19 protein-coding genes are annotated in these 22691 nt (G+C 61.7%); 11 read left to right on the top strand and 8 right to left on the bottom strand.

The window, feature by feature from the left end:
* Positions 1–2: 2 nt before the first annotated feature.
* The gene (locus J2045_RS01665) at positions 3–887 is read right to left on the bottom strand and encodes a carbohydrate ABC transporter permease (RefSeq protein ID WP_166598860.1); all 885 of its coding nucleotides are present in this window, start codon (positions 885–887) and stop codon (positions 3–5) included.
* A complete protein-coding gene (locus J2045_RS01660) occupies positions 884–2290 on the bottom strand; it encodes a family 4 glycosyl hydrolase (RefSeq protein ID WP_307368565.1) in 1407 nt (468 codons plus the stop codon). The genes J2045_RS01665 and J2045_RS01660 overlap by 4 nt, the downstream gene beginning before the upstream one ends.
* A 166-nt stretch (positions 2291–2456) precedes the next feature.
* Between J2045_RS01660 and J2045_RS01655 the strand changes: the two genes are divergently transcribed.
* The 8 genes from J2045_RS01655 to J2045_RS01620 all read left to right on the top strand — a co-directional run bounded on the left by J2045_RS01655 (position 2457) and on the right by J2045_RS01620 (position 13739).
* Positions 2457–3368, top strand: coding sequence for an AraC family transcriptional regulator (locus J2045_RS01655; protein WP_370872966.1), 912 nt, complete (start codon positions 2457–2459; stop codon positions 3366–3368).
* Between the two features lie 132 nt (positions 3369–3500).
* Positions 3501–4343: a 5-dehydro-4-deoxy-D-glucuronate isomerase gene (gene kduI / locus J2045_RS01650; protein ID WP_307368560.1), complete on the top strand. Its 843-nt coding sequence runs from the start codon at positions 3501–3503 to the stop codon at positions 4341–4343.
* 266 nt (positions 4344–4609) lie between these two features.
* Entirely contained in the window at positions 4610–7150 is a 2541-nt protein-coding gene (locus tag J2045_RS01645) for a methyl-accepting chemotaxis protein (protein WP_307368557.1), read from the top strand.
* 190 nt (positions 7151–7340) lie between these two features.
* Entirely contained in the window at positions 7341–9113 is a 1773-nt protein-coding gene (locus J2045_RS01640; protein ID WP_307369229.1) for a sensor histidine kinase, read from the top strand.
* Positions 9110–10459, top strand: coding sequence for a sigma-54-dependent transcriptional regulator (locus tag J2045_RS01635; RefSeq protein ID WP_307368554.1), 1350 nt, complete (start codon positions 9110–9112; stop codon positions 10457–10459). The genes J2045_RS01640 and J2045_RS01635 overlap by 4 nt, the downstream gene beginning before the upstream one ends.
* Positions 10460–10681: 222 nt before the next feature.
* The gene (locus tag J2045_RS01630; RefSeq protein ID WP_307368551.1) at positions 10682–11662 is read left to right on the top strand and encodes a tripartite tricarboxylate transporter substrate binding protein BugD; all 981 of its coding nucleotides are present in this window, start codon (positions 10682–10684) and stop codon (positions 11660–11662) included.
* Positions 11663–11764: 102 nt separating this feature from the next.
* A complete protein-coding gene (locus J2045_RS01625; RefSeq protein WP_166598855.1) occupies positions 11765–12223 on the top strand; it encodes a tripartite tricarboxylate transporter TctB family protein in 459 nt (152 codons plus the stop codon).
* A 10-nt stretch (positions 12224–12233) separates the two neighbouring features.
* Entirely contained in the window at positions 12234–13739 is a 1506-nt protein-coding gene (locus J2045_RS01620) for a tripartite tricarboxylate transporter permease (RefSeq protein ID WP_307368546.1), read from the top strand.
* 49 nt (positions 13740–13788) lie between these two features.
* On the opposite strand, the gene J2045_RS01615 is transcribed toward J2045_RS01620, so the two are convergent.
* Genes J2045_RS01615 through J2045_RS01605 form a run of 3 tightly spaced genes read right to left on the bottom strand, consistent with a single transcriptional unit; the run spans position 13789 to position 16947 of the window.
* The gene (locus tag J2045_RS01615; protein WP_307368543.1) at positions 13789–14892 is read right to left on the bottom strand and encodes an ABC transporter substrate-binding protein; all 1104 of its coding nucleotides are present in this window, start codon (positions 14890–14892) and stop codon (positions 13789–13791) included.
* On the bottom strand, positions 14889–16283 hold the full coding sequence (locus J2045_RS01610; protein ID WP_307368539.1) for a sensor histidine kinase: 1395 nt from the start codon (positions 16281–16283) through the stop codon (positions 14889–14891). Before J2045_RS01610 ends, J2045_RS01615 begins: the two co-directional genes overlap by 4 nt.
* Positions 16270–16947, bottom strand: coding sequence for a response regulator transcription factor (locus J2045_RS01605; RefSeq protein WP_307368535.1), 678 nt, complete (start codon positions 16945–16947; stop codon positions 16270–16272). The genes J2045_RS01610 and J2045_RS01605 overlap by 14 nt, the downstream gene beginning before the upstream one ends.
* A gap of 129 nt (positions 16948–17076) precedes the next feature.
* Between J2045_RS01605 and J2045_RS01600 the strand changes: the two genes are divergently transcribed.
* A complete protein-coding gene (locus J2045_RS01600; RefSeq protein ID WP_307368532.1) occupies positions 17077–18015 on the top strand; it encodes an ATP-grasp fold amidoligase family protein in 939 nt (312 codons plus the stop codon).
* An 18-nt stretch (positions 18016–18033) separates the two neighbouring features.
* On the opposite strand, the gene J2045_RS01595 is transcribed toward J2045_RS01600, so the two are convergent.
* The 3 genes from J2045_RS01595 to J2045_RS01585 form a co-directional block, all read right to left on the bottom strand.
* Positions 18034–18276 (bottom strand): hypothetical protein, encoded by a 243-nt coding sequence (locus J2045_RS01595; RefSeq protein ID WP_307368529.1) that lies wholly within the window; start codon positions 18274–18276, stop codon positions 18034–18036.
* Between the two features lie 304 nt (positions 18277–18580).
* Positions 18581–19447, bottom strand: a complete 867-nt coding sequence (locus tag J2045_RS01590) for a PfkB family carbohydrate kinase (protein ID WP_307368525.1) — start codon at positions 19445–19447, stop codon at positions 18581–18583.
* Positions 19444–20472, bottom strand: a complete 1029-nt coding sequence (locus J2045_RS01585) for a substrate-binding domain-containing protein (RefSeq protein ID WP_307368523.1) — start codon at positions 20470–20472, stop codon at positions 19444–19446. The genes J2045_RS01590 and J2045_RS01585 overlap by 4 nt, the downstream gene beginning before the upstream one ends.
* A gap of 346 nt (positions 20473–20818) precedes the next feature.
* On the opposite strand from J2045_RS01585, the gene J2045_RS01580 reads away from it, so the two are divergent.
* Entirely contained in the window at positions 20819–21604 is a 786-nt protein-coding gene (locus J2045_RS01580; protein WP_307368520.1) for a ThuA domain-containing protein, read from the top strand.
* The gene (locus tag J2045_RS01575; RefSeq protein WP_307368518.1) at positions 21601–22659 is read left to right on the top strand and encodes a Gfo/Idh/MocA family protein; all 1059 of its coding nucleotides are present in this window, start codon (positions 21601–21603) and stop codon (positions 22657–22659) included. Before J2045_RS01580 ends, J2045_RS01575 begins: the two co-directional genes overlap by 4 nt.
* Positions 22660–22691: the final 32 nt, after the last annotated feature.

Here is a 22691-nt window from a genome sequence, read left to right as displayed (position 1 = left end):
GATCAGCTCCGCTTGTCGCCGGCGTAGTAGACCCAGTGGCGCGAAGACCAGAAGGCGATGAGGGTGAGGGCCATGATGATGAGGAACAGCACCCAGGCGATGGCCGAGGCATAGCCCATGTCGAAGCGCAGGAAGGCCTCGTCATAGATGTAAATCGGCAGGAAATAGGTGGCCTTCAGCGGGCCGCCCTGCGTGATGATGTAGGGACCGTTGAACTCCTGGAAGGCCTGGACCATCTGCATGATCAGGTTGAAGAAAATCACCGGTGTGATCAGCGGCAGGGTGATGTGCACGAAGCTCTTCCACTTGCCCGCTCCGTCGATCGAAGCGGCCTCGTAAAGGCTCTTGTCGATGCTCTGGAGTGCCGCGAGGAAGATCACCATGGCCGAACCGAACTGCCAGACACGCAGCAGCGTGATCGTGAACATCGCATTGGTCGGGTCGCCGAACCAGTTGACCGGTTCGAGGCCGATCATCGCGAGGCCCATGTTGACCAGGCCGACATCGGCGAACATGTAGCGCCACAACACGGCAATCGCGATGGAGCCGCCCAGGATCGAGGGGACGTAGAAGGCCGTGCGGTAGAGATTGATGAACTTCAGCTTGTAATTCAGGATGACGGCGATGAAGAGGGCGAAGCACAGTTCCAGCGGCACCGTGACAAAGACATAGAGCAGGGTGACGCTCAGTGACCGTATGAAAGTCCTGTCCGAGGTGAACAGCCTGATATAGTTGTCGAAGCCGGTGAAGATCGGCGCACTCATCAGATTGTAGTCGGTGAAACTCAGATAGAGAGACACGACGAATGGCAGTGCCGTGAAGACCAGAAGTCCGACGATATATGGCGCCAGATACAGGAGCCCGAGAAAACGGCTGTCCCCGCTCATGCGGCATCTCCCGCACGTATCAGCGTTTCCGGCAGGCGATGCCGGGTCGCGGAGACCATGTCCCGGAAGAGGCGGGCCGCCTTTTCCTGCGGCAGTGCGGCGACCAGCGGATCCGATACGAAGAGCGGAAGCAGTGCGTCGACATCATCAGAAAGGATGGCGGCCACAAGGGCGTCCTGCCGGTCTGCATGGGGGCGGGTGATCAGTTCGACGGCCCGCGGCAGGCGCCCAGCGACGACAGGCTGGATGCCGAGTGCACTGAAGCGGGCGTTCGTCTCGACGATCGTGCCGGTCGAGAACCCGGCAAGCTGGCCATGGTTCGGCAGATTGACGTTGCTCACATGTTCGGGGCCACCCAGGAGCGCTTTGATCTGCTCGACGATCGCTTCGTCAGATGCCCTTGCCGGCGGAAGCTCGGCGCCCTGGTCGAGGGCGTCAGCATAGTCGACCTTTTCCTTGCGCTCGCGCATACGGAATTCGACTGGAGTGAGGCCGAATTTCCAGGCAGCATGGTCATCGAGATACCAGCTCTGAGGCAGGAACTCGACGAGATGGCGGTCGCCGGCGGCAGCGGCGATGCCGAAGCGGAGCGAGAGGTCGAACTTCACCCGGAAGCTGTCGGTGAAATAGCGGTCATGTTCATTGGCGGGATCCAGCGGGGATTCCCGCCAGCCTGTCGCATGCTGCGCGCGGGCGAAAGCGAGATAGGCCGGCATCATGTCGAGGCCGGCGACGGTGGCGCGGTCAACAAAGGTGAAGTGGTTGATGCCGAGCACATTCACTTTGGCATCGCGATAGCCGTAAAGCACTTCGCCGGCCTGGCGGTTGGCCAGATAGGCCATGATCTTGCGGGTCTTGATGACCTCGTGGCAGGAGCCCCATGCCCTGATCTCCGGGAAGACGGCGTAGAGCGTACCCGTCAGCACCGACATCGGGTTGGTCAGGTTGCAGACATAGGCCTCCGGGCAGTGGCGCGCGATCGCGCGGCCGATCTCGGCGATCATCGGGATGGCCCGCATGGCGCGGACAAAGCCGCCTGGTCCGACGGTGTCGCCGACCGATTGGCGGATGCCGTAGCGCTCCGGGATCGCAATGTCGTTCGCCATATCCTCGAAGGAGCCCGGCAGGATCGAGATGATGACGATGTCGGCGCCGGTCAGGGCGGCATCGAGCGTCTTTTCCGCCGTGTAGGTGACCGGCGCGCCAGTCGCGTTGCGTGCGGCATAGCGGGCACCAATCCGGGCATTGCGCTGGGCTGACGCATGATCGAGATCGTAGAGTCGGACGGTCGCCGGGACCGTGCCGTCCTGGGCGAGGTCACCCATCAGTTTCGTCGCCCAGTTGAGCGAACCGCCGCCGACATAGGCGATGGTGACCGGGCGCGTGTATTCCGTTTTCTGCATCGCAATATCCAAGGTTCGACCCCGTCGTGACGGGTCAATCGCTTGACCTGTCACGTGTCGTTCCTTCTCCTCCTGATATCCTCCCCGGCCTTCCCAAGACGACCGGTCCTGTGCCTAATATCCCGCCAGTTGCATCAAGCGGAAATCGACAAAGAGGGGAAAAATGATGGACGAAACTGAAGGTAGCGTGTTGACCGGCATCCCGATGCAGGCGCTGGCGCTCAACCTCACCCGCTCGACCATCCGCATGCAGCATTCGCAGACCTGGTCGATCGACAAGTCGAACCGGGTGCATGACCTTGTGATCTGCCTGAGCGGGCGCGGCATCTACGAAGTCGAGGGGCGGACGGTGGAGATCGAACCGGGTTCGGCGATGTTGCTGCCTGCGGGCACGCGGTTCGTCGGGCAATCGGCTTCGGTCGAGGCCTATACCGGCATTGCCCAGCACTTCACGCTCGACCTCTTTGGTCGCCTCGACCTGATTGCGCAGATGGATCTCGCGCTGTCCGTCAAGCTTGCCCGCTGGGACATGCTGGAGAAAGTGGTGCGGCATTTTCGCGAGACTGCGCCACCCTATTCGACGACCCTGCAACAACACCACGTCTTCATGTTCCTGCTGATCGAGTTCATCGAGCAGGCTTTCATCGGTTGGCGGGAGCAGTCGGTCGGCACCGTCGCCAATCCGGATCAGCTCTCACTCGCGGTGATGGTCGCCGCCAGCCAGATCGCAGCCGATCCGCTCAACGAAGCGATCACCCAGCAGGTGCTCGCGGCGGCACCCTACAATCCCGATTATTTCAAGCGGGAATTCCGCAAACGCGTCGGCTGGACTTTGGACAAGTTCCAGGAGTTCAAGCGGATGGAGCGCGCCATGGGGTTGCTTGCCGGGGGCTGCACGGTGAAGCGGGCGGCCGCACTCTCCGGCTATGCTGACGCCTATTACTTCTCCCGGATGTTCAAGCGCTATATCGGGATCAGCCCGCAGGGCTACCGTGAGGCGGAGCGGCGCAACCGGGAAGGGGCGTTTCCGCGCGGCGAGGAGGATGGACAGGTGGTCTATCCGTTGCCTCGTAGCTGACGACCTGTCTTATGAGTCCGTGACCTTGAATCGGGATTCGAGGCTGTCCTCTCCAAAATGAAAAGAATTTTACGCTTGCCGCTCTCGGGTCAACATGTATGATAAGTTCAACTAACATGTATGGGAGGAATGATGTCGCACACTGATTTCACCAATCGCTTCGCGATCGATCCGATGACGGCCGCCGGCTTCGGCACAGATGAATTGCGGGCGAATTTCCTGCTGCCACCGCTCTTCGTGCCAGGCCGTATCCAGCTGCATTATACCAATTACGACCGCATGATCGTCGGCGGCGCGGTGCCGGTGTCGTCGGAGCTGACGCTGGAGACGATCAAGCCTGCGGGCACGCCGGAGCTTCTTGCGCGACGCGAACTGATCGCGGTCAATATCGGTGGCGCAGGCGTGGTGACGGTTGATGGCGAACGCTTCGAGGCAGGGACCCGCGACATGGTCTATGCTGGCATGGGCTCGGCCGTCCGTTTCGCCTCGGTCTCCGCAGACCAGCCGGCCAAGTTCTACCTCCTCAGCGCGCCCGCTCACACCCGCCACCCGGCACGCCATATCGGCATCAGCGATGCAAAGCGGCTGGATCTCGGCGCCCAGGAAACCAGCAACGAGCGTTCGATCTTCCAGTTCGTACACCCCGAAGGTGTCAAGACCTGCCAGCTCGTTGTCGGCATGACCAGCCTCGCCAAGGGTTCCGTCTGGAACACCATGCCGTGCCACATCCATGACCGGCGCATGGAGGTCTATCTCTATTTCGACATGGCGGAGAAGACGCGCGTCTTCCATCTTCTCGGAGAGCCTGACGAAAGCCGGCACATCATCATGAAGAGCGAAGAGGCGGTCTTGTCGCCCGGCTGGTCGATCCATTCGGGTGCGGGCACGGCGAATTACTCGTTCATCTGGGCTATGGCCGGCGACAATGTCGACTATACCGACGTCGATCCGGTCGCGATCGAGGACATGCGTTAAGCCTCCCGGATGCGGTTCAGACAGTCGTTGCCGCTTGAGCATGCGAGATCATCCATCTCGCATGCCTTCTCTCGTCAATTTAAGCTTACCCTGGGTTGCTGCGCGTACCCGGGCTTCTGTTGTCCTCGGACATCGCGTCCGCAGGCTATTCGACTGTCTCCATTAAGCTCATGTTAGTCTTCCTTGCCCATGCTCCAGGGGATTCAGGCAGAGATGTCGGTGGCCGTGGTTTCTTCCCGCCAGCGACGTCGGAGGAGACCACAACCGTGTTCATCGACCGTATATTGTCGCGCTTCAACATTCAGACGAAGGTCTTGATTTTCATACTTCCCTTCGTGATCAGCATCTCGGCCGTCGGTTTCACCGGCCTTTATGCGTCCGGTCTTCTTCAGGGTCGTATCGAGATCTCCAACAGCGTGTTGCAGTCGCTGAGTGGGTTCCGCGACGTGTCGGCATCGATGACATCCTTCCTGGCCAATACCACGGACGAAACCAGGGCAGACCTGACCGGTCGCCTCGAACAGCAGAAGCGCGATCTCGAAAGCACGCTTGCGCAGCTCGCGCCCGATGCCGATGGCCGGGTTGAGCTGGAAGAGGCGGGAAAGCTGATCGACCAGGTCTTCGTGCACATCAATGATCTCTGGACACTGCATGCTTCCGAGTCGAATCTCGTTGCGACGCTGCAGCAGGGCACCAAGCAGATTGTTGTCGCCCAGGGCCGCGTGACGGCCGCCATGGCAACGATGGAGCGCGCGGTGCAGGGTGACGATGCCGCCGCCAAGACCATGTTGCGAGACGCCGAGAGTATCCGCAGCACCGGGACATTCCTGACCGAAACCAATTCCGCTTTCACCAAGGCCAAGACGCCGGACGAGAAGTTTGCCGTCATTACTGCCCGCGTCGATGAAATCATCGCGCGCCAGCAGGTTCTGGCCGCTGTTTTGCCCAAGGCAAACCAGTCAGCTGCCAAGACGCTTGAGAAGATCGGCGGCGAACTGAAGGCTGCCGTTGCTGCCAACGACAAGTCCGAGGTCGTCATCACCGATCTCGCCGGCAAGCTGCGCAATTTCACCCAGCTCAATGCCTATCTCGGGCTTGCTGCCCAGCAGAAGATGAAGGAAGCGACGATCAAGTTCGGCGAGCTCGATGCGCCCGTGGCCAAGGCCCAGGCCGTCATCGCCGACGGCCGCCAGGTCATGGCCGCCGGTTACGCGCTGCAGATCATGATGGCGCGCTTCCTGCTTGAGCCTACCGAACAGAACCGCATGCTGCTTGAGCAGCAGTTCAATGCCGTGAAGAAGTTCCTTGGCGCCCTCGACAAGACCGCTGCCGACCAGCCGATCCTGATGCAGGTGAAGAAGGAACTCGGCCCGGCCGTGGATTCCATGATCGGTGCAAGCGCGGAACTGGTGAAGGTCAGCCAGGAGCGCAAATCGAGCTTCGACGAGGCAGGTGCTGACCTGAATGTCATCTGGAAACAGCTGACCACGTTTGCCGAAATGCAGAAGGTCTCGGCGGGCCAGGAGCGCCAGGACGCGAACTCCATCTCGATCGGTGCGACCGGCCTCGGCATTCTGATCTCCATCTTCGCCGGCATTGGCCTCGTGCTCACCTTCAAGGGTCCGATCGGCCAGATCACCGGCGCCATGCGCCGCCTCGCGGAAGGGGTGCTCGACACCAAGATCAACGGCGAAGCCCGCGTCGACGAAATCGGCGAAATGGCGCGCGCGCTGGGCGTCTTCAAGCAAAACGCGCTCTCCAAGATCGAGATCGAAAGCCGCAGCGAGGCCGAGCGTGCCGAAGCTGAAGAAGAACGTCGTCGCAACGATCTTGAAAAGCAGGAGATCGACCGGCAGATCGACTTTGCGGTCACGGCGCTTGCGTCCGGCCTCGGACGTCTCGCCAAGGGCGACATTTCAGAGACCATCAATACGCCGTTCCACGGTCGTCTGGAGCAGTTGCGCAACGACTTCAACCAGTCGCTGGAACATCTGCAGGATACGATGACGCAGATCCGCTCGAACACCTACATGATCCAGCGCAATGCGGCCGAGATGAGCAGTGCAGCCGACCAACTCGCCAAGCGCACCGAACAGCAGGCGGCGTCGCTTGAGGAAACGGCTGCTGCCGTCGATGAGATCACCGTGACCGTCAAGTCGTCAGCCGAGCAGGCCGAGGACGTGAACACCATCGTTGCCGACACCAAGGGCCGCGCCGACACCTCGTCGACGGTTGTTGGAAACGCCATTGATGCGATGGGCCGGATCGAAGATGCGTCGGGCCAGATCGTTCAGATCATCGACGTCATCGACGAGATCGCCTTCCAGACGAACCTTCTGGCACTCAATGCCGGCATTGAGGCGGCACGTGCTGGCGAAGCCGGCAAGGGCTTCGCCGTCGTTGCCCAGGAAGTCCGTGAGCTCGCCCAGCGTTCGGCCGGTGCTGCCCAGCAGATCAAGGAGCTCATCCACAAGTCGAGCACAGAAGTCTCTGCCGGATCCAAGCTCGTGCAGCAGACAGGCTCGGTGCTTGCCGAGATCTCAGCCAATATCATCACGGTCGCCGACCGCGTCTCGGTTATCGCCATGGCGAGCCGTGACCAGTCGAATGCCCTGGCAGAGGTCAATTCCTCCGTCAACGAGATGGATCAGATGACCCAGCGCAACGCTGCCATGGTCGAGGAGACCAATGCCGCGACCCGTCAGCTGGCGGACGAGGCGGATGCGCTGATGCAGCTTGTCAACCAGTTCAAGCTCGCGCCGGAAGGTCGTCGTCCGGCTCAGCATTCCCACAGCCGCGCGGCCTGATTGCCGCAGAGCCCTGCCATGTTTCGAGCCGCCGGGCCCTTTCAAGCCTGGCGGCTTTTCCTTTGGCCGATTGTCCTCTGCGCAAGCCGGCTTGGAAAGCGGCGGACAGGCCGCTATCCTCGCGGTGAGGAGATAGGCCGTGATCACAGCAACCATACAACCCGCACGAAGACTGGCTGTGGCACGGCGCATGATCATCGCGCTTGTCATCACACTCGTTGTGGCGAGCCTCGCTTTGCTGACGCTTGGCAACAGGCTCCTCACCCGCAACGTCATGGAAGAAGCCTCGCTGCAGGCAAACAGCGCGCTGCGCCTGGCGACCTCGGCACTATCAGGCCATCTCAGCCGCTACGAGACGCTTCCGGCGCTGATCGCCGACCACGACGACATGAAGGAACTCATACTTCAACCTGACAATCCCGCGCTTCGACAGGCGGCCAATGTCTATCTGAAGGAAATCAATACGCTGCTGGAATCCTCGGACATCTATGTGATGACCATGGACGGCAACACGATCGCGGCCAGCAATTTCGACGGTGAGGCGAGCTTCGTCGGCGAGAATTTCAGCTATCGTCCCTATTTCTACGAGGCAGCTGCGGGCAAGCAGGCGCGCTTCTACGCGCTTGGCACGACATCGGCCAAGCGCGGCTACTATTTCTCTTCGCCCATCGAGGTCGATGGCACCGTCATGGGCGTCATCGCCTTCAAGGTCGATATCGAGGGGATCGAAACCTCCTGGCGCGGCGGTGAATACAAGATCCTTGTGCATGATCCCGAAGGTATCATCTTCATGACCGGGAACCCCGAATGGCTTTATGCCTCGGTGCTGCCGCTGACGCCCGAGCGGCTTGAGCGAACCACGACCTCGCGGCGTTACTCGGATGCGGTGTTGCGGGAGCTTCCCATCAAGCGCAGCGCACTCAATGATCACGTGCTGATGACCGTCAACCAGGGGCCGGGATCTCGGGAATATCTCGTGCTCGAACAATACATGCCCGACGCTGACTGGACGGTGAAGGTGCTCTTCGATACCGGCACCATCCACGCCCAGGCGCGGACCATGCTGGTTGCCATCCTGCTGTTCCTTTGCCTGTTCGGACTGGGGCTTGCGGTCGTCATCCAGCGTCGCGCCCGGTTGCAGGAGCGCATGCATATGCAGATCGAGGCCCAGGCCGAGCTGGAACGGCGGGTCGAGGAGCGCACGGCGGATCTCGCGCGTGTCAACCTGCAGCTCCGCCAGACGCAGGCCGATCTCATCCAAGCCGGCAAGCTCGCCGGGCTGGGACAGATGTCTGCCGCCCTCTCGCACGAGTTCAACCAGCCGCTGGCCGCTGCCAAGACCTATGCGGACAGTGCGACCATGCTGATCGACCGCGACCGGATCTCCGAGGCGCGCGACAATCTCGGTCGGATCTCGAACCTGATCGATCGGATGGCCTCCATCTCGCGTCACCTGCGCAATTTCGCGCGCAAGCCGAACGAGAAGCTGGGACCCATATCGATCGAGGAGGTGGTCGAGGAAACGCTCGAAATCGTCTCCGCGCGGCTCGGAACCGCCGATGCGACGCTGTCGCTTGCCTTTGAACCCGCATTGCCGCCGGTGCAGGGTGGCTCGGTGCGCCTGCAGCAGGTGCTGGTCAACATTCTCACCAATGCCTGTGATGCCGTGGAAGGTCTCGATGACCGAAAGATCGAGCTGTCGGCACGGCGGGATCAGGGGCGGGTGGTGATCGAGATCGCCGACCGTGGTCCGGGTGTGCCGCCTGCTATCGTTGAGCGCATCTTCGATCCCTTCTTCACTACCAAGGGCGTCGGCAAGGGACTTGGTCTCGGCCTTTCGATTTCCTACAATATCATCAAGGATTTCGGCGGGAGCCTGACGGTCGGGCCGCGTGACGGTGGCGGCGCGCTGTTCCGGATCGAACTCCTGCAAGCGGAAGCATTGAACGAGGCGGCGGAATGAATTCAGGTCTGGTGTTGCTCGTCGATGACGAGGAGGAGCTGCGCTTCTCCACCAGTCAGGCGCTCGAACTGCATGGCCTGCAGGTGAAGGCTTTTTCCTCCGGCGAGGAGGTTCTCTCAAGGGTCGGCTTTGGTTTCGACGGGGTCGTGGTCTCTGACATCCGCATGCCCGGCATGGACGGGATGACGCTCCTGCATCGCATTCGTGAACTCGATCATGAGATCCCCGTCATCCTGGTGACCGGACACGGGGAGGTGCAACTCGCAGTCAAGGCGATGCGCGAGGGCGCCTATGACTTTATCGAGAAGCCGTTTGCGAGCCAGGCGCTGGCAGGCGTGGTGCGCCATGCGCTGGATCGCCGGTCGCTCGTGCTTGAAAACCGGCGTCTGCGCGCTGTCGCTGGCAAGCGGGACGATATCGAGACCCGGCTTCCGGGGCGAACGCCCGTCATGGTCGACCTGCGCTACCGGATGCGGGCCATCGGTGCGACGGAGGCGGACGCGCTTGTTATCGGCGAGACAGGTGCCGGCAAGGAGGTCGTTGCACGCGGCCTGCATGATGTGAGTGCAAGAGCCAAGGGACCCTTCCTCGCCATCAACTGCGCCTCGCTGCCGGAAACCCTGATCGAGAGCGAACTCTTCGGCCATGAAGCGGGTGCCTTTCCAGGCGCCATCCGGGCGCGCTACGGCAAGTTCGAGCATGGGCGTGGCGGCACGATCCTGCTCGACGAGATCGGTTCGATGCCCTTCGACCTGCAGGCGAAGTTCCTGCGTGTGCTGCAGGAGCGGACGATCACGCGGCTCGGGTCGAACGAGACGGTGCCGCTCGACGTGCGCTTTCTCGCAACCAGCAAGGTGGACCTCGAGGGCGAGGTGGCCGCCGGGCGGTTCCGGGCGGATCTCTTCTACCGCCTGAATGTGGTGACGCTTCGGGTGCCGTCTCTGGCCCAGCGGCGGGCCGATATTCCGCTGCTTTTCCTGCATCTGGTGCGTGAAGCCTGCGCCCGCTATGGGCGCGACGACATGGAAGTCGAGCCGGAGATCCTCTCCGAGATCGCCGAGCGAGACTGGCCGGGCAATGTGCGTGAATTGCGCAACGCGGCCGATCGGCTGGTGCTAGGGCTCGAAACCGGCCTTGACAGTGCGGCGGCGCTCGAAACCGCCAATACACGTCTCGCCGACAAGGTTGCCGCCTATGAGAAGCAGTTGATCGCCAATGCGATCACCGCGCATGGGGGCGCTTTGCGACCGGTTTACGAGCAGCTCGGAATTTCGCGCAAGACGCTTTATGAGAAGATGCAGAAGCACGGTCTCGACAAGAGCCTGGCCATCGACGGCCGCGATTGAGGCGCCGCTTGCACTGTCGCAGTCGGGCTGATGGGTGGGAATCCACACATCCGAAAAGCGACTTGGGCGGAAACCTACCCATGTTGCGGTGCGGCAGGTCAGAATAGCTTAACACTATGTCTCCGAGGCAATTGTGACCGGGCCTCACCTGAAGAAGATCGGGCCATCCAATGCCGGCGGGAGGAGCCGAACCGGCAGGATCAATCGAACCGGGAGGCTTTCATGACTTTCTTCAAGTCGCTCTTCAGCGCGACCGCCATTGCGGCAACCTTCATCGCAGCATCTGCATCGGCCCAGACCTATCCCGAGCGCTCGATCACCATGGTCGTGCCGTTTGCGGCCGGTGGTCCGACAGATACGGTCGCGCGTCTCGTCGCTGAATCCATGTCCAAGGATCTCGGCCAGCAGGTCCTCGTCGAGAATGTCGGCGGTGCCGGTGGTACGCTGGGTGCTGGCCGCGTCGCGAGCTCGGAGCCGGATGGCTACACCATCCTTCTTCATCACATCGGCATGGCGACCAGCGCCAGCCTTTACCGCAAGCTCGCCTATGATCCGCTGAATGCCTTCGACTATGTCGGTCTCGTCACCGATGTCCCCATGACCATCGTCGCCCGCAAGGACTTCGAGCCGACCGACCTCAAGGGTCTTGTGGAATATGTGAAGGCCAACAAGGACAAGGTCACGGTTGCCAATGCCGGCATCGGCGCTGCCTCGCATCTCTGCGGCATGCTGTTCATGAGCCAGATCGAGACGCCGCTCGTCACAGTTCCCTACAAGGGCACAGGTCCGGCCATGACCGATCTGCTCGGCGGTCAGGTCGACATCATGTGTGACCAGACCACCAACACGACGAAGCAGATCCAGGGCGGCACGATCAAGGCCTATGCCGTGACCTCTGCCGAGCGCCTGCCGGTTCTGCCTGATGTGCCGACGGCGGCTGAAGGTGGCCTCACCGACTTCCAGGTCGGCATCTGGCACGGCGTCTACACGCCCAAGGGCACGCCTGCTGAAGCGATCGACAAGCTCAATGCCTCGCTCAAGAAGGCTCTCAAGGACGAGAATGTCGCCGCACGCTTCGCCGAGCTCGGCACCGCTCCGTCGCCCGAGGCCGATGTCACGCCTGCGGCTCTCAAGGCCAAGCTTGAAAGCGAAATCGCGCGCTGGAAGCCGGTTATCGAAGCTGCCGGCCAGTACGCCGACTGATCCATCCACACCTGTGCGGATCCGGTCCTGCGACCGGGTCCGCGACTTGTCGTGCCGGCCGGCCAGTTCCAAGGCCGTCCGCGCCTTTTGTCGGGGGACATCATGAAATCCTTACGCTTCGACACGGCCAACCTGCTTTGCGGTCTGCTGTTCATCGGGCTCGGCCTCTTCTTCGTTTTTCAATCACTGTCGCTGGAACTGGGAACGGCCTTCCGCATGGGGCCGGGTTACTTTCCGCTCGTGCTTGCCGGTGTGCTGACGCTTCTTGGCGCCGTCATTCTCGTGCAGTCCGTGAAAGTCACGGGTGACGTCATCGGCGCAATTGCCTGGCGCGGCATGCTCTTCATTCTGCCGGCACCGATTGTCTTCGGCCTTCTGGTGCGTGGCGCCGGTTTCGTGCCGGCCCTTTTCGTTGCCGCCTTCATCGCAAGCTTCGCCTCGGAGCGGCTCCGGGTTCCGGCAGCGCTGGCGCTTGCGACCGGCATCACCTTCTTCTCGGTCCTCGTGTTCAGTTACGGCCTCGGTCTGCCGTTCGAACGCTTCGGCCCCTGGTTCCGTTGAGGAGGCGACCATGGATTTCATCAGCAATCTCGCCCTCGGCTTCTCGACAGCTGGTTCCATCGAGAACCTGTTCTTCTGCCTGGTCGGCGTCATCCTTGGCACGCTGATCGGTGTTCTCCCCGGCATCGGCGCGACAGCGACCATCGCCATGCTCTTGCCGATCACCTTCCAGCTCGAACCCGTCTCGTCGCTGATCATGCTCGCCGGCATCTATTACGGCGCGCAATATGGCGGCTCGACCACGGCGATCCTGATCAATATGCCGGGTGAATCCTCCTCGGCAGTGACCGCGATCGACGGCTACCAGATGGCCCGCAAGGGAAGGGCAGGGGCAGCGCTTGCAATCGCCGCCATCGGCTCCTTCTTCGCCGGCACCGTCTCGACCTTCCTCGTCGCGATCTTTGCGCCGCCGCTCACCGCCATCGCGCTTGAATTCGGTGCGGCCGAATACTTCTCCCTGATGATCGTCGGTCTGGTCTCGTCGATCGCGCTTGCCCACGGCTCGATCATCAAGGCGCTTGCCATGGTCGCACTCGGCCTGCTGCTCGGGCTTGTCGGCACGGACATCTATTCGGGCACGCCGCGCTTCACGATGGGCATCACCGAATATGCGGATGGTTTGAACTTCGTCGCGGTCGCCGTTGGCGTTTTCGGTGTTGCCGAAATCCTGCGCAACCTCGAAAGCGACCGCAATCGCACCGTGCTGATCACCAAGGTCAGCGGTCTGATGCCGACGCGTGACGATTTCAAGCGGATGATCGGCCCGGTGCTGCGCGGTACGGGCATTGGCTCGGCGCTTGGCATCCTGCCGGGTGGCGGCGCGATCCTTGCATCCTTTGCGTCCTACACGGTCGAAAAGCGCATGGCGAAGAACCCTGGGGAATTCGGCCATGGCGCCATCGAAGGGGTCGCGGGTCCGGAATCGGCCAACAATGCCGGTGCCCAGACGTCGTTCATCCCGCTGCTTACCCTCGGCATTCCCGCCAATCCGGTCATGGCGCTGATGGTCGGTGCGATGATCATCCAGGGCATCGTGCCCGGTCCGAACGTCGCCAGCGAACAGCCGGCGCTGTTCTGGGGCATCATCGCCTCGATGTGGATCGGCAACCTGATGCTGCTGGTCTTGAACCTGCCGCTGATCGGGCTCTGGGTGAAGCTCCTGACGATCCCTTACTACGTGCTATTCCCGATCATCATGGCCTTCTGCTCGATCGGGGTCTACAGCGTCAACGGCAATATCTTTGACCTCTATGCCGTCGCCTTCTTCGGGCTCATCGGCTATGTGCTGGTCAAGCTGCGTTGCGAGCCGGCGCCCTTGCTGCTCGGCTTCGTTCTCGGGCCATTGCTTGAAGAGAACCTGCGGCGAGCGATGATCCTGTCGCGCGGGGACCCGTCGACCTTCGTCACCCGACCGATCAGCTTGACGCTTCTCCTGATTGCGCTTGCCGTTCTGGTCGTGGTCTTCCTTCCGAGCGTCAAGAAGAAGCGCGAGGAGGTCTTCCAGGAAGAAGACTGAGGTCTGTCATCCTGTCACTTCTAAAGGCTGGCTGCGACGCCAGCCTTTTTTATTGCTGTGGGGCGCCGGGTGCGAAGAGCGAGGTCCAGTTGCGGATGAACTCTTCCCGGGTTGCTCTGTCCTGGGCGGCGAGCAAAGCGGGGCCAACCCGGATCGGCCGGCCGATGCCGGATTCGATCAGGGAGATCGGGCCGTCCACCCCCGGCGGCAGGGGGGCATTTTCAGCGAAGTAAAAGGCCTTCTCCCGCGCAACCTGCTGACCGCGTTCGGAGACCAGGTAGTCGAGGAAACGGGCGGCGAGTTCCGGCTGGGGTGAATGGGTCGGGATCATCGCGCCGCGTGTCAGGATCAAGGTATAATCGCGGGGTACCACGACCCGCATGTCGTTGTTGCGCAGATAGCGCGCATAGGCATAGGAGCCGAGGATGTTGTAGGCGATCTTCAGCCGGCCGCTTTCGATCAGATCCAGCACTTCCTTGTTGCAGCAACTTGTCACCACCTGGGCGCGGCTGAAGCTTTCGAGCAGGCGGCCGTAGCTCGTCGGTGCCTGCTGGGCATCGTGGAAGGCCAGCAGATAACCGACGCCTGACAGTTGGACGTTGTAGGTGCCGATCCGGGTCCAGTATTCGTCCGGCTTGCGGCGCAGAAGTTCGGCGATCTCGACATGCGAGCGGGGCACATCCTCCGGCGGCACCTGGGAGGCATCATAGACAATGACGGCCGGCTCGAAGGCAAAGCCAAAGACTTCGTCGCGCCAGTTGGCCCAGGCCGAGACCCTTTCGGTCTCCACTGACTGATGTGCCCGCGCGCAGCCATCATTGGCAAGCTTCACCAGATGGTCGACGGAGGAGGAAATCCAGAGGTCGCCATGGCTGCGTTTCAGGCGGCAGGCCAGTTCCGCTTCGCGGAAGAGGTCGTTGCTGACATAGTCGTTGAATTCGACCGTCACGTCCGGCGCCGTCTCCTGGAAGTTACGGATCAGCGGTGCGATCACATCGGCGTCGGTGACGCCGTTTATGACAAGCCGGGTGCGCTCTTCTGCCAGAGCCGGAAAGACCGAGCGATCGCCCTCGAGCGCAAGGACTGAGGTCGTACAGAGGGCTGCTGCGACGAGAGCTGCGGTGAACGAGCGTGTTGTCGTCGACAGGTTCATGCGGCTGGCCTCGCATCGATCAGGGGGAGTTCGAGGAAGACGGTAAAGCCGGTCTGAGGAGTGCGTTCGCGAAAGGCCAATGCACCGTTCAGTGTCGTTGCCACTTCCGAGGCGATCGCAAAACCGAGGCCGGAGCTGCCTTCGCCTGTTTTCGACGAGACGAAGCGGCGTGTCACCTGGGCCCAGTCCTGCGCCGGGATGCCGGGGCCATCGTCCTCCACCTCGACCAGGACGAAATTGCCGCGCTTGATCACACGCACGGCAAGGCTTGCTTCGACGCCATGACGGAGCGAATTGTCGATGATGTTGACGATTGCCTCGCGCAGGCTCAGGGCATCGCCCATGACGGTCAAGGCTTCCGGCGGGGCCTCGAAGGAGACGACGATGTCGGGGTCGATGGTAATCGGAACGGCGGCGCGGAAGGCCTTGCGGGCCACGTCGACGACATCGGTCGGCGACAGCTGCACGGAATCGAAGCGGTGGATCACCATGGCGTGGTTGAGAAGCTGCGTGGTGAAGCGCGCGAGTTCCGAGGCACGGTCCTTCACCCGGTCGAGATGGCGGCGATCGTTTTCGGACAGCGCATTCTCGTCGATCAGGCTGACCTGGGCGGACAGCGCCGTCAGCGGCGTGCGGATCTGGTGAGCACTGTCGGCGATAAAGCGTTGCAGGAGGCGCAGGCGATCATCGAGACGCCGCATGAAGTGGTTGATCGACTCGACGAAGGGCGAGAGTTCCCGGGGCACGTCGACGGCCAGCGGTGTCAGGTCCTGGCTGTCGCGGCGGCGGAGCGTATCGCCCAGCGCATCGAGCGGCCGCAGCGAATAGCGCACGGCCAGGACCGTGCCGCCGAGCGCGAGCAGGCTCATGACGCCAACAAGCACGAGCGCACGCGTGGTGAGTTCGGTTGTCAGCGCCTGCCGGGCTTCGGTCGTCTGGGCAATCAGCACATTCGCCCAGCCGCCGATCACGGGATCGGCAATGGCGCGGCTCGCGGCGACCATGCGGACCGGTTGATCACGGAAGCTCGCCGTCTCGAACAGCGTCTCGGTGCGGGCATTGGTGACATCGGTGGGGAAGTCGAGATCTTCATAGCCTGTCAGCGTAGAGCCGTCGGGGGCCACCACGCGGTAGAAAATCTTGTCGCGTGGCGCGAGGCCGAGGAGCTCAAAGGCGCTCGGTGGCAGGTCGACGGTGATCCGGCCTTCCTCGACCACCAGGCTGTCGAGGATCTGGATGGCCGCGCCCTGGAGCAACCGATCATAGGCTTCGTCGGCGGCTGCGCGGGCATAGAACCACGCGGCGGTTACCAGGATCGCGGCGCCGCCGGCAAGAACCACGGCGACACGGATGACCAGTCGGGCGAAGAGAGAGCGTCTAGTCCTCTGCATCGGACACCAGCTGATAGCCCACGCCGCGCACGGTTACGATGCGGGCCTTGGCTCCTTCGAGCTTCTTTCTCAGGCGACCGACATAAAGCTCGATTGCATTCGGCCCCGCCGGTTCATCGAAACCGAACAGCTGGTCGAGGAGCTGGTCCTTGCTGAACACCCGTCCCGGCCGGCTGGCCAGGATTTCGAGCAGCGTCATCTCGCGACGCTTGAGCGGCACTTCGCGATTGCCCACCTTCACCGATCGTTGGGAGCGGTCGAGCAGCACGTCGCCGCAGACGATCAAGTTGGTTGCCTCGCCACCGGCGCGGCGGCGCATCAGTACCCGCGCCCGGGCTTCGAGTTCGCGGAAGTCGAAGGGTTTGACGAGGTAATCGTCGGCTCCAAGGTCGAGGGCGCCAACGCGGTCATCGATCTCGGAGCGCGCGGTCAGCACCAGAACGGGCACGGCGCTGCCCTTGTCGCGCATGCGCTTCAGGATTGCGAAGCCGTCCATGCCGGGCAGCATGACGTCGAGGATGACGAGATCGTATTCGGTGAAATCAAGAATTTCGGCTGCGACACGGCCGTTCGTTTCCCAGTCGACGGTATGGCCGATGGTTTCAAAGCGGCGAGAGATCGCCTCTCCGACGTCGAGCGTGTCTTCCACGAGCAGAATGCGCATGGCGGGACGCTCGCATGTCTGGCCGCTTCGATCAAGCTGGAGGAAAGGTGGTATCCTGTACGCTGCGGTTAACCCGACGATAAACCGGGACCTCTAAAGTTCGCCGGCAACGGAAGCGGAGATGGCATATTGGCGAGCGAACAGAAGGAAAGCTTCATCCGGGCTGGTTACGACCAGAACTCCTTCCGCTATCTGCTCAAGCGGATCTTCTGGCGCCTGATCGCGCCGCTGCCGGACAAGCTCTACGTGCAGCTCAAGTTCTGGAGCATCAAGGGCGAATGGCCCGATATTGACCACCCGAAGACCTTCTCGGAGAAGGTCCAGTACCGGAAGATCCATGACCGCAATCCGCTCTATGGCAAGCTCGTCGACAAGCTGGCGGTGAAGGACTATGTGGCCGAAAAGGTCGGTGCGGCGCATGTCATACCAACCTATTGGGCGGGCACGAGACTCTCTGACGTCGACTGGTCCAAGATCCCGCTGCCGGCTGTGGTGAAACCGAACCACGCCAGTGGCCTTGGGGAATTCATCTATACACCCGAGGACGTCGAAACGCTGAAGAGAAACGATCCCTTCGGTGAATGGCTGTCGATCGACCATGCCCGCTACAATCGCGAATGGGCCTATTCACAGGTTGACCGCAAGGTGGTCATCGAGAAGATGCTGAGCAAGGACGGCGGTATCCCCTGGGACTATCGTTGCTTTGTCTTTGGCGGTCGGCTGTCGCATATCATCATCGACACCCGCACCGACGATCAGGGCTACTCCGCCACCTATTCGCGTTCATGGGAACGCCTGCCGTTCTACGACCCGGATTATTATCCGCCCTATCCGCACGAGATCCCGCGCCCGGAGCAGCTGGACCTGATGGTGTCGCTGTCGGAAACCCTTGGGCGTGATCTGGATTTCGTCCGCGTCGACCTTTTCGACACGGGCGATGCGCTTTACGTCGGAGAACTCACGCTCTATCCGGGTGGTGGATTCGAAGCATTCGAACCGCCGGAATATGACCGGCTGATCGGTGACATCTGGCCGCTGCCGGCCAAGTCGCTTCGTCGTTCGTTCTGACGCGCCCTTTGTGAAGCTTCAGGCCTGGTGTGCGGCCGCCTGGATCTCCATCAGGGAGACCGTTTCAGCCGGCGGTGCCTGCAGCGAATGCAGCGCTTCGATCAGCGACGTCATGATCGCTGCACGCAAAGCATACGTATTTGCCGTGGTCTTCTTGTGGTCCAGTCTCTGGGCGGCGACGACCAGATTGGCACCGTGTTGCATGACGATCTGCTGAGCCCTGACCATCGCCCAGGTCTCGATATCGATCTGTTCCCGCATGTCCGCATCCCCAGCTAAATCATTTAGCCCGCGAGGCTTTCTCGAATCAGCCTCATGTTTAAAGGATATTCGATTATCTCGATTTGTTAAATGAGAGACCCAAAAAGGTCATGAATTGATAGGGCAAGTCGGTTGCTTATTCTGAAACTGCTCGCGTAGCAGGCTTCAAGCTTCCGTGAGGGCCCCATGTTCAAAGGAGGACATGGCTCCGAGTAGGTGTCATGACCTGCCAGGGCTGCAAAAATGGGACCGTGTTCCAGTCCCCTCCAACTCCGAGGCTGTCATGTGGGTTCCGGGATGCTGATCAGGCAAAGGTGCGGGGGGCCGGATTTTGCTGTTGCTGCGCTGATCGTGCCTCGCGACGTTCCAGCCAGTCTGCGGTTTCGTCCCCGGCGCTGCGGCTCGCCTCGACGATGTCGATTCCGCGCAGCAAGGCATGTATCAGCGCGCCACTGAAGCTGTCGCCGGCGCCGATCGTGTCGCGGACATGAACGACCCGCTTGAGGGTCACTCTTGTTTCATCCTTTCCGTCGAAGACCGAGATCGCCCCCGGTCCATCGGTCATGACCAGGTGCCGGAGACGGGCGCTGCCAAGCGCCTGCGCCCGCCGCCAGGTATCCGTCAGGTTGACGCCCGGAAGGTCTGCCTTCGAGCCCACCATGATATCCGCCGGTCGCGGCTCGCCTTCACGCAAGGGCATTTGCGAGACCACGAGGGGGGCTGCGGCCAGTGAGGCGATGATCGCTTCCGGCAGCTTCGGCGCGTTGACATAAAATGCTAGGGCCGCGATCGGCTGATCGAGCAGGAAGGTTCGCGACAGGCGCCTCTCGCTGGAGAGGATCGTCCGTTCGCCTGTCGGGTCCAGCAGAATATCGGCAAAGTCTGTGGCGCCTTCGCGGCGGGCAATGAGCGTCGTGTCGAACCCGGCTTCCTGAAGCTCGGCAAGAGCGGCGTCGCCATTGGTGTCATCCATCAGGTTCGACAGCAAAGCCACGGGGTGACCGAGCTCCAGCAGCCGTCTCGCTGTGAAGTATCCGCCACCCCCAAGCCGCGTTTCGCGCGACGTCCAGGCAATCCTGCCGCCGGCCCGCAACGGTTCGCTCAGCCGCCAGATGCGGTCGTGATTGATGTGGCCGATGACGACGACCCGGTTTCGCCGCGCGCCCGTCATTCGGCTGCATCCTTCGGTGCAGGGCGACTGGTTTCGCGCAGGATCAATTCAATCGGCCAGAGTTCGCCGATATCGCTCGCCTCGCGTCCCGAAAGCATCTGCAAAAGCAGGTCTGTAATCCGGCTTCCGGCAGCGCGGATCGACGACCGTGTGGTCGAAAGTGACGGCGCCATATTCTCGGCTGTCAGATAGGGAAAGACATCGTCATGGGCGATGACCGAGATGTCGCGGCCGATGACGAGGTTCATCGAACGGGCTGCACGATAGACTCCCAGTGCCGTCATCATCGATCCGGCAACGAAAGCGGTCGGGCGCGGGCGCTGCTCAAGGGCGGTACGGGCGAACCGGAAGCCGATCTCGTCGGTGAAGTTGCCATGGGTCACGAGCTTCGGGTCGAAAGCAACGCCGCGTTCGGCCAGTGCCGCCCTGTAGCCGGCAAGGCGGTGCAGCGTGAATGTCAGGCCTTCGCGACCGTTCAGAAGGGCAATGCGCCGATGCCCGAGATCGAGCAGATGTTCGGTGCTGCGTTTGATGGCGCCCTCATTGTCGATGTCCAGCCAGGCATGCGGCACCTCGGTGGCCGAACGGCCGTGGACGATGAAGGGCAGTTTGAGTTGGTGGAGCAGGGCAATGCGGGGATCCCTTGGGCGCGGGGAATGGATGACGACGGCATCGACGCGGCGGCTCTCGGCGAGGCGCCGGTAGAGCTGCAATTCATCGCCGGTATCGTGTTCGGCCATCGGCGTAATGAGGATGTCGATGTCCTCGCTGCTGAGGCGATCGGCCATGCCGCTCATGAACTCCGAAAACTGGTAGTCGCCGGCCTTGGTCATGACCACGCCGATGGCGCCGGCCCGGCCCGTTGCCAGCCGGACGGCATTGATGTTGGGCCGGTAACCCAGACGGGCCGCCTCTTCCATGACGCGGGCGCGCGTGGCCTCGTTGACTTCCGGATAGCCACTGAGCGCGCGGCTTACCGTCGTCGGTGACAGTCCGATCTCTCTGGCAAATTCCTTGAGCTTCATGTCGTGTCGTCGAACTCCTGCGGGAACATCTCCGCTTCTGCCGCTTATCACATGCAAGCTGCCACTCTGGCAATTCTCGGCTCGGGCTGTCAAAGCGCTTCCAAGGTGGTTTCACTTCGACAGGATCTCATGATCGGCGGAAGCATTCCAGTGAGTGTTGAAAACCCTTGCAATGCGATTTGACATGGGCCTTCAAGTTTGCAAATGTTGCTTGCCAAACCGCTTTCAAATTTTCCTCTCAGGCCCCGGTTTCGATTCTTTGCCCGCGTAGGTCAGAGGGGTTGATAGGTCTCGTTGAGGCATTGCCGATGGCTGGTCGCACTGGCGCTAACCAAGGAGAAGACAGGTGACGATCAGAACGGTTGTCTGGGGTGAAAACATTCACGAGCGTGAAAACGCCATTGTCCGCGGGATCTATCCCGACGGCATGCATGCGACGATTGCCGCCGCGCTCAATACGGATTCGCAGATCGAGGCAACGACGGCGACGCTGCAGGAGCCGGAGCATGGCCTCTCGGTCGAGCGGCTGGCGGAGACGGATGTGCTGGTCTGGTGGGGCCACAAGGCGCATGGCGACGTGTCCGACGAGATCGTCGAGCGGGTGGCAAAGCGTGTCTGGGAAGGCATGGGCCTGATCGTCCTGCATTCCGGCCATTTTTCCAAGCCGTTCAAGCGGCTGATGGGTACGCCCTGCGCGCTGAAATGGCGAGAAGCCGGCGAGCGCGAGCGGATCTGGACGGTCAATCCCGGCCATCCCATCGCGGCCGGTATTCCTGAGAATTTCGTGCTGGAAAACGAGGAAATGTACGGCGAGTTCTTTTCGGTGCCAGAGCCGCTGGAAACCGTGTTCATCTCCTGGTTTGCCGGCGGTGAAATCTTCCGTTCCGGTCTCACCTGGCGCCGTGGTGCGGGCAATATCTTCTATTTCCGTCCCGGCCACGAGACCTATCCGACTTATCATGATGCGACCGTGCAGCAGGTCATCCGCAACGGGGTAAAATGGGCCTATAATTCGATGCCGCGTTACGGCGCCGTGCATGATGCGCCGAATGTTCCAGTCGAACAGGCCCTGGAGCCGATCACCGAACGCGGCCCGCGCCTGCATCAGGCCGGTGAGGAAGGCTACAAATGAGCGCTGCCCCCATTCGACTTCTGATCCTCGGCACGGGTGGCATGGCCAATACCCATGCGATGAACTTTTCCACCATCCCGGACGTCCAACTCGTCGCGGCGGTTGATCTCGACCTTGCGACCGTGCGTGCCTTTGCGGCCCGCCACGACATACCCAATACCTTCACTTCGCTGGAGAAGGCAATCGCCTGGGGTGAGTTCGATGCGGTCACCAATGTCACGCCGGACCGCGTGCACTATCCGACGACGCTGAAGCTGCTCGCCGCCGGCAAGCATGTCATGTGCGAAAAGCCGCTGGCGGAGAATTATGCCAAGGCCGACGAGATGGCGACGGCGGCGGAGAAATCCGGCCTCGTCAACATGGTCAACCTCACCTATCGCAACGTGGCGCCGGTGCAGAAGGCCCGGCAGATGGTCATCGGTGGCGAGATCGGCAAGGTGCGCCATATCGAGGCCTCCTACCTGCAGAGCTGGCTGGTCTCCAAGGCCTGGGGTGACTGGGCGACCGAGAGCCAGTGGCTCTGGCGGCTCTCGACGAAGCACGGATCGAATGGCGTGCTCGGGGATGTCGGCATCCATATTCTCGACTTTGCCGGATATGGCGCCGCCACGGACATCGATCATGTCTTTGCGCGGTTGAAGACCTTCGACAAGGCGCCCGGCAACAAGATCGGCGAATACGATCTCGACGCCAATGACAGCTTCACCATGACGGCGGAGTTCGCCAATGGCGCCATGGGGGTCATCCATGCCAGCCGCTGGGCGACCGGCCACCTGAACGAGCTGCGGCTCAGGGTGCATGGTGACAAGGGCGCGCTCGAAGTCATCCACCGGGTGGATGGATCGACCCTCAAGGCCTGCCTGCGAGACGATGTCGAGCAAGGCGTGTGGCGGGAGATCGAGGTCGCTCCGGTCGAGACGAACTATCAGAAGTTCATCGCCGCCATCCAGTCCGGCCATGCTCAAGATCCGAACTTCCGCCATGCAGCCAATCTGCAGAAGATCCTTGATCTCGCGATGCTGACGGAAGTCGAGCGGCGGGAACTTGTTGTCTGACTTTGGGCCAGTGCTGTCGCCTGCCGAAGGGC

Origin of the sequence: Peteryoungia aggregata LMG 23059 (genome assembly GCF_030814435.1) — a bacterium.
In the GTDB taxonomy this organism is placed as follows: Bacteria; Pseudomonadota; Alphaproteobacteria; order Rhizobiales; family Rhizobiaceae; genus Allorhizobium; species Allorhizobium aggregatum.
This window is presented reverse-complemented; position numbering and strand designations above follow the sequence as displayed.

Coding starts and splice junctions, on each gene's coding strand:
- J2045_RS01630 (WP_307368551.1), top strand. CDS start 10,682: ATGACTTTCTTCAAGTCGCTCTTCAGCGCGACCGCCATTGCGGCAACC.
- J2045_RS01595 (WP_307368529.1), bottom strand. CDS start 18,276: ATGCGGGAACAGATCGATATCGAGACCTGGGCGATGGTCAGGGCTCAG.
- J2045_RS01590 (WP_307368525.1), bottom strand. CDS start 19,447: ATGACGGGCGCGCGGCGAAACCGGGTCGTCGTCATCGGCCACATCAAT.
- J2045_RS01620 (WP_307368546.1), top strand. CDS start 12,234: ATGGATTTCATCAGCAATCTCGCCCTCGGCTTCTCGACAGCTGGTTCC.
- J2045_RS01625 (WP_166598855.1), top strand. CDS start 11,765: ATGAAATCCTTACGCTTCGACACGGCCAACCTGCTTTGCGGTCTGCTG.
- J2045_RS01610 (WP_307368539.1), bottom strand. CDS start 16,283: ATGCAGAGGACTAGACGCTCTCTCTTCGCCCGACTGGTCATCCGTGTC.
- J2045_RS01605 (WP_307368535.1), bottom strand. CDS start 16,947: ATGCGCATTCTGCTCGTGGAAGACACGCTCGACGTCGGAGAGGCGATC.
- J2045_RS01640 (WP_307369229.1), top strand. CDS start 7,341: ATGATCATCGCGCTTGTCATCACACTCGTTGTGGCGAGCCTCGCTTTG.
- J2045_RS01665 (WP_166598860.1), bottom strand. CDS start 887: ATGAGCGGGGACAGCCGTTTTCTCGGGCTCCTGTATCTGGCGCCATAT.
- J2045_RS01615 (WP_307368543.1), bottom strand. CDS start 14,892: ATGAACCTGTCGACGACAACACGCTCGTTCACCGCAGCTCTCGTCGCA.
- J2045_RS01655 (WP_370872966.1), top strand. CDS start 2,457: ATGGACGAAACTGAAGGTAGCGTGTTGACCGGCATCCCGATGCAGGCG.
- J2045_RS01635 (WP_307368554.1), top strand. CDS start 9,110: ATGAATTCAGGTCTGGTGTTGCTCGTCGATGACGAGGAGGAGCTGCGC.
- J2045_RS01575 (WP_307368518.1), top strand. CDS start 21,601: ATGAGCGCTGCCCCCATTCGACTTCTGATCCTCGGCACGGGTGGCATG.
- kduI (WP_307368560.1), top strand. CDS start 3,501: ATGTCGCACACTGATTTCACCAATCGCTTCGCGATCGATCCGATGACG.
- J2045_RS01660 (WP_307368565.1), bottom strand. CDS start 2,290: ATGCAGAAAACGGAATACACGCGCCCGGTCACCATCGCCTATGTCGGC.
- J2045_RS01585 (WP_307368523.1), bottom strand. CDS start 20,472: ATGAAGCTCAAGGAATTTGCCAGAGAGATCGGACTGTCACCGACGACG.